General features: G+C 76.1%; 2 protein-coding genes. Both read right to left on the bottom strand.

Annotation, left to right across the window (positions count from 1 at the left end; all coding sequences use genetic code 11):
* Positions 1–3,185 (bottom strand): type I polyketide synthase (locus ND747_RS15810; protein ID WP_251734385.1); only part of this gene is annotated, 3,185 nt, incomplete at its 3' end.
* Positions 3,185–3,668, bottom strand: a 484-nt coding sequence (locus tag ND747_RS15805) for an acyl carrier protein (RefSeq protein WP_251734384.1), incomplete at its 5' end; no start/stop codon positions are given. The genes ND747_RS15810 and ND747_RS15805, both read right to left, overlap by 1 nt.

Below are 3,668 nucleotides of genomic sequence, written 5' to 3'. Positions count from 1 at the left end.
GGCGCCGCCCCCCCCCCCCCCGCGGCGACGGCGTCCCGGTCGGCCACGTCGGCGGCTACCGAGGTCGCCTCGACGCCCAGCGCGGCAAGCTCGGCGGCGAGCTCGGGCGCGCCGCGCCTGCCCAGCAGCACCAACTCGCGGACGCCGTGGGCCGAGACGAGGTGGCGGGCGAGGGCGCTGCCAAGGGCACCGGCCGCGCCGGTGACCAGGACGGTGCCGTCGAGCGCGCCCGGCCGCCTCGTCCTGGCCGGGGCCAGGGCCGGGATCGCGGCACCGCCAGCACGCACCCGAAGCTCCGGTCGGCCGGCCGCGACCGCGGTCGCCAGCAGGGCCAGCGAGTCGTCGCGACCGTCGTGGTCGACGAACGCGACCCGGTCGGGATGCTCGGTGCAGGCCGTGCGCAGCAGGCCGGCGAGCCCAGCGGACTCGGGGCGGGTGCCGTCGAAGGCGACGACGAGGTGCCCGCCCCGCGGGTCGGCCAGGTGGCTCTGGAGTCGCGCCAGCACCTGCGCGGGGGTGGCACCCGTGCAGTCGGCCACCGTCGCGGCCGCCCGGTCGCCCGCGGGTGCGAGGTCGAGCGCCGCCCAGTGCAGCCGGTGCAGCGGTAGCGCGGCGGCCGCGGCGCCGAGCCAGAAGGGCTCGTGCTGGAACGGATAGGTGGGCAGGTCAATCAGCTCGCCGGCGCCGTAGTAGGCGGCCCAGTCGACGTCGTGGCCGCGCACCCACACGGTCGCGGCGGCGGTCACGGCGGTCGGCGCCTCGGACGCGTCCCGCCGCAGCAGCGGGAGGCCGTCGACGAGCGACGACAGCGAGCCGTCCGGGCCGAGCTCCACCCAGGTGCCCGCGCCCGCCGCGACGATCGCCTCGTGGAAGCGGACGCGTTCCCTGACCTGCCGCACCCAGTAGTCCGCGTGGGACATGTCCGTGGGCGCGCCGGCCGTGGTCGAGACGACGCGGATGGTCGGCTGGCCGAAGGCGATCCCGGCCAGCGCGGAGCGGAAGTCGGGCAGCATCGGGTCCATCAGGGGCGAGTGGAAGGCGTGGCTGACCGCCAGCCGCCGTGTCCTCGCCCCGACCGCCTCGGCGACGGCCAGGGTGGCTGCCTCCGGCCCGGCGATGACGACGAGGCCGGGCCCGTTGACCGCCGCGACGACCACGCCGTCACGCAGGTGTGGCCGCACGTCTGCCTCGCCGGCCCGGACGGACACCATCGCCCCGCCCGCCGGGAGCGCCTGCATCAGCCTTCCCCGGGCCGACACCAGCCGCGCGGCGTCCGGCAGCGTGAGGATGCCCGCCGCGTGCGCGGCGGCGATCTCCCCGATGGAGTGGCCCACCAGCACCTGGGGCCGGAGGCCCCACGACTCGAGCAGCCGGAACTGCGCGACCTCGACGGCGAACAGGGCCGGCTGGGTCACGCCGGTCTCGTCGAGCCCGACGCCGGAGACGATCGCCTCTCGGACTCCTGGGCTGAGATACGCGCAGACCTCGTCGAACGCCGCGGCGAAGGCTGGGAAGGCCTGGTAGAGGCCCTGCCCCATGCCCCTTCGCTGCGCGCCCTGGCCTGCGAACACGAATCCCAGGTCTCCGGCAGCCGGAGCGGCGCTGATGACCTCGTCGCCCATCAGCACCGCCCGCTCGGCGAAGACCGACCGCGAGCCGGCCAGCGAGCGGCCGACGTCGAGCGCCTCGGCGGGAACGGCGCGCACCCGGTCGACGGCCGCCGTGAGGGCCGCGGCGGTCCGTGCCGACACGGGCAGCGGGAAGACCGGCACGGCAGCCCCGTCGACGCGGTCGGGGGCGGGCGGCGCCGACTCCAGGATCACGTGCGCGTTGGTGCCGCTGATCCCGAACGACGACACCCCCGCGCGGCGAGGCACCGCGCCGGCCGGCCAGGGGCGGTCCTCGGTGAGCAGCTCGACCGCGCCGGACCCCCACGCCACGGCCGGGCTGGGTAGGTCGACGTGCAGGCTACGGGGCAGCAGCTCGTGGCGCATCGCCTGCACCATCTTGATCACACCAGCGACGCCGGCGGCGGCCTGGGTGTGCCCGATGTTCGACTTCACCGAGCCGAGCAGCACAGCTGCCGCGCGCTCGCCGCGGCCGTACGTGGCGAGGATCGCCTCGGCCTCGATCGGGTCTCCGAGGCGGGTGCCGGTGCCGTGCGCCTCGACTACGTCGACGTCCGCCGCGGACAGCCGCGCGGCGGCAAGCGCCTGGCGGATGACTCGCTCCTGCGACGGCCCGTTGGGAGCGGTCAGGCCGTTCGACGCGCCGTCCTGGTTCACCGCGGAGCCGCGTACCAGCGCCAGCACGCGGTGGCCGTTACGGTGCGCGTCCGACAGCCGCTCGACGAGCAGCACGCCGATGCCCTCGCCCCACCCCACGCCGTCCGCGGCGGCGGCGAACGACTTGCACCGCCCGTCCGGGGCGAGGCCGCGCTGGCGCGCGAACTCGACCAGCAGGTCGGGCGTCGGCATGATCGTCACGCCGCCGGCCAGCGCCAGCGAGCACTCGTCCGCCCGCAGTGCGTTCACGGCCAGGTGCAGCGCGACCAGCGACGACGAGCAGGCGGTGTCGAGGGTGACCGCCGGTCCGGTCAGCCCGAGCGTGTAGGCGACGCGCCCGGAGACCACGCTGCCGGCGCTGCCGCTGATGAGGAAGCCGGCCAGCTCCGCCGGCACGGGCTGGCCGCCGAAGGCGTAGTTCTGGTACATCGTGCCGACGAAGACCCCGGTCCGGCTGCCCGCCAGGGACAGCGGGTCGATGCGCGCGTGCTCCACGGCCTCCCACGACGTCTCCAGGAGCAGCCGTTGCTGTGGGTCCATCGCCAGCGCCTCGCGCGGGGAGATCCCGAAGAACTCGTTGTCGAACCCGGCGACGTCGTCGAGGAAGGCGCCGCCGGTGGTGTACGTCGTCGCCGGGTGGTCCGGATCCGGGTGGTAGAGACCGGGCAGGTCCCAGCCGCGGTCGGCCGGCAGGGGCCCGACGGCGTCGGCCCCGTCGGCGACCAGTCGCCACAGGTCGTCGGGGCCGCCCACGCCGCCGGGGAACCGGCAGGCCATCCCGACCACGGCGATCGGCTCGGCCGACCGGTTCTCCAGCTCGGCGACCCGGGCGCGGGACCGGCGCAGATCGGTCGTGGCCCTGCGCAGGTACTCGACGAGCTTGGCGCTATCCTCGGCCATCAGAGCTCCGTCCCCTGGTCGATGATCGCGAACAGGCGCTCGACCGGTACCGAGCCGATGTCCTCGTCCGCGGCCGGCCCGCTCTCCGGGCGCAGCTCTCGCAGCAGCCGTTCCAGCCGCTCGGCGACGTCGTCGCGGTCGGGTGCGCCCGCGCGGACGGCGGCCTCTAGGCGGTCGAACGCGGCGACGGCCGAGCCGTCGTCAGGCGCCCGGTCGGGCCACAGCAGCGCGCCGGCGAAGGCGGCGACCGCAGCGGGCGTCGGATGGTCGAAGACCAGGCCGGCCGGCAGCGCAAGGCCAGTCGCCGCCGTCAGCGTGTTGCGCAGCTGGATCGCGGCGAGCGAGTCCATGCCCAGGTCCGCGAAGCTGCGCCCCGGGTCGACCGTCGCGGAGCCGGCATGGCCGAGGACCTTCGCCGTACGCTCCACGACGAGAGTCAGCAGCGCCTGGGCGCGCTCGGCCGGCGCGAGCGCGGCAAGGCGC

Source organism: Frankia sp. R82, from assembly GCF_023716925.1.
In the GTDB taxonomy this organism is placed as follows: domain Bacteria; phylum Actinomycetota; class Actinomycetes; order Frankiales; family Frankiaceae; genus Frankia.
The sequence above is the reverse complement of the archived record's forward strand: the minus strand, read 5'-3'. Positions and strand labels throughout refer to the sequence as shown.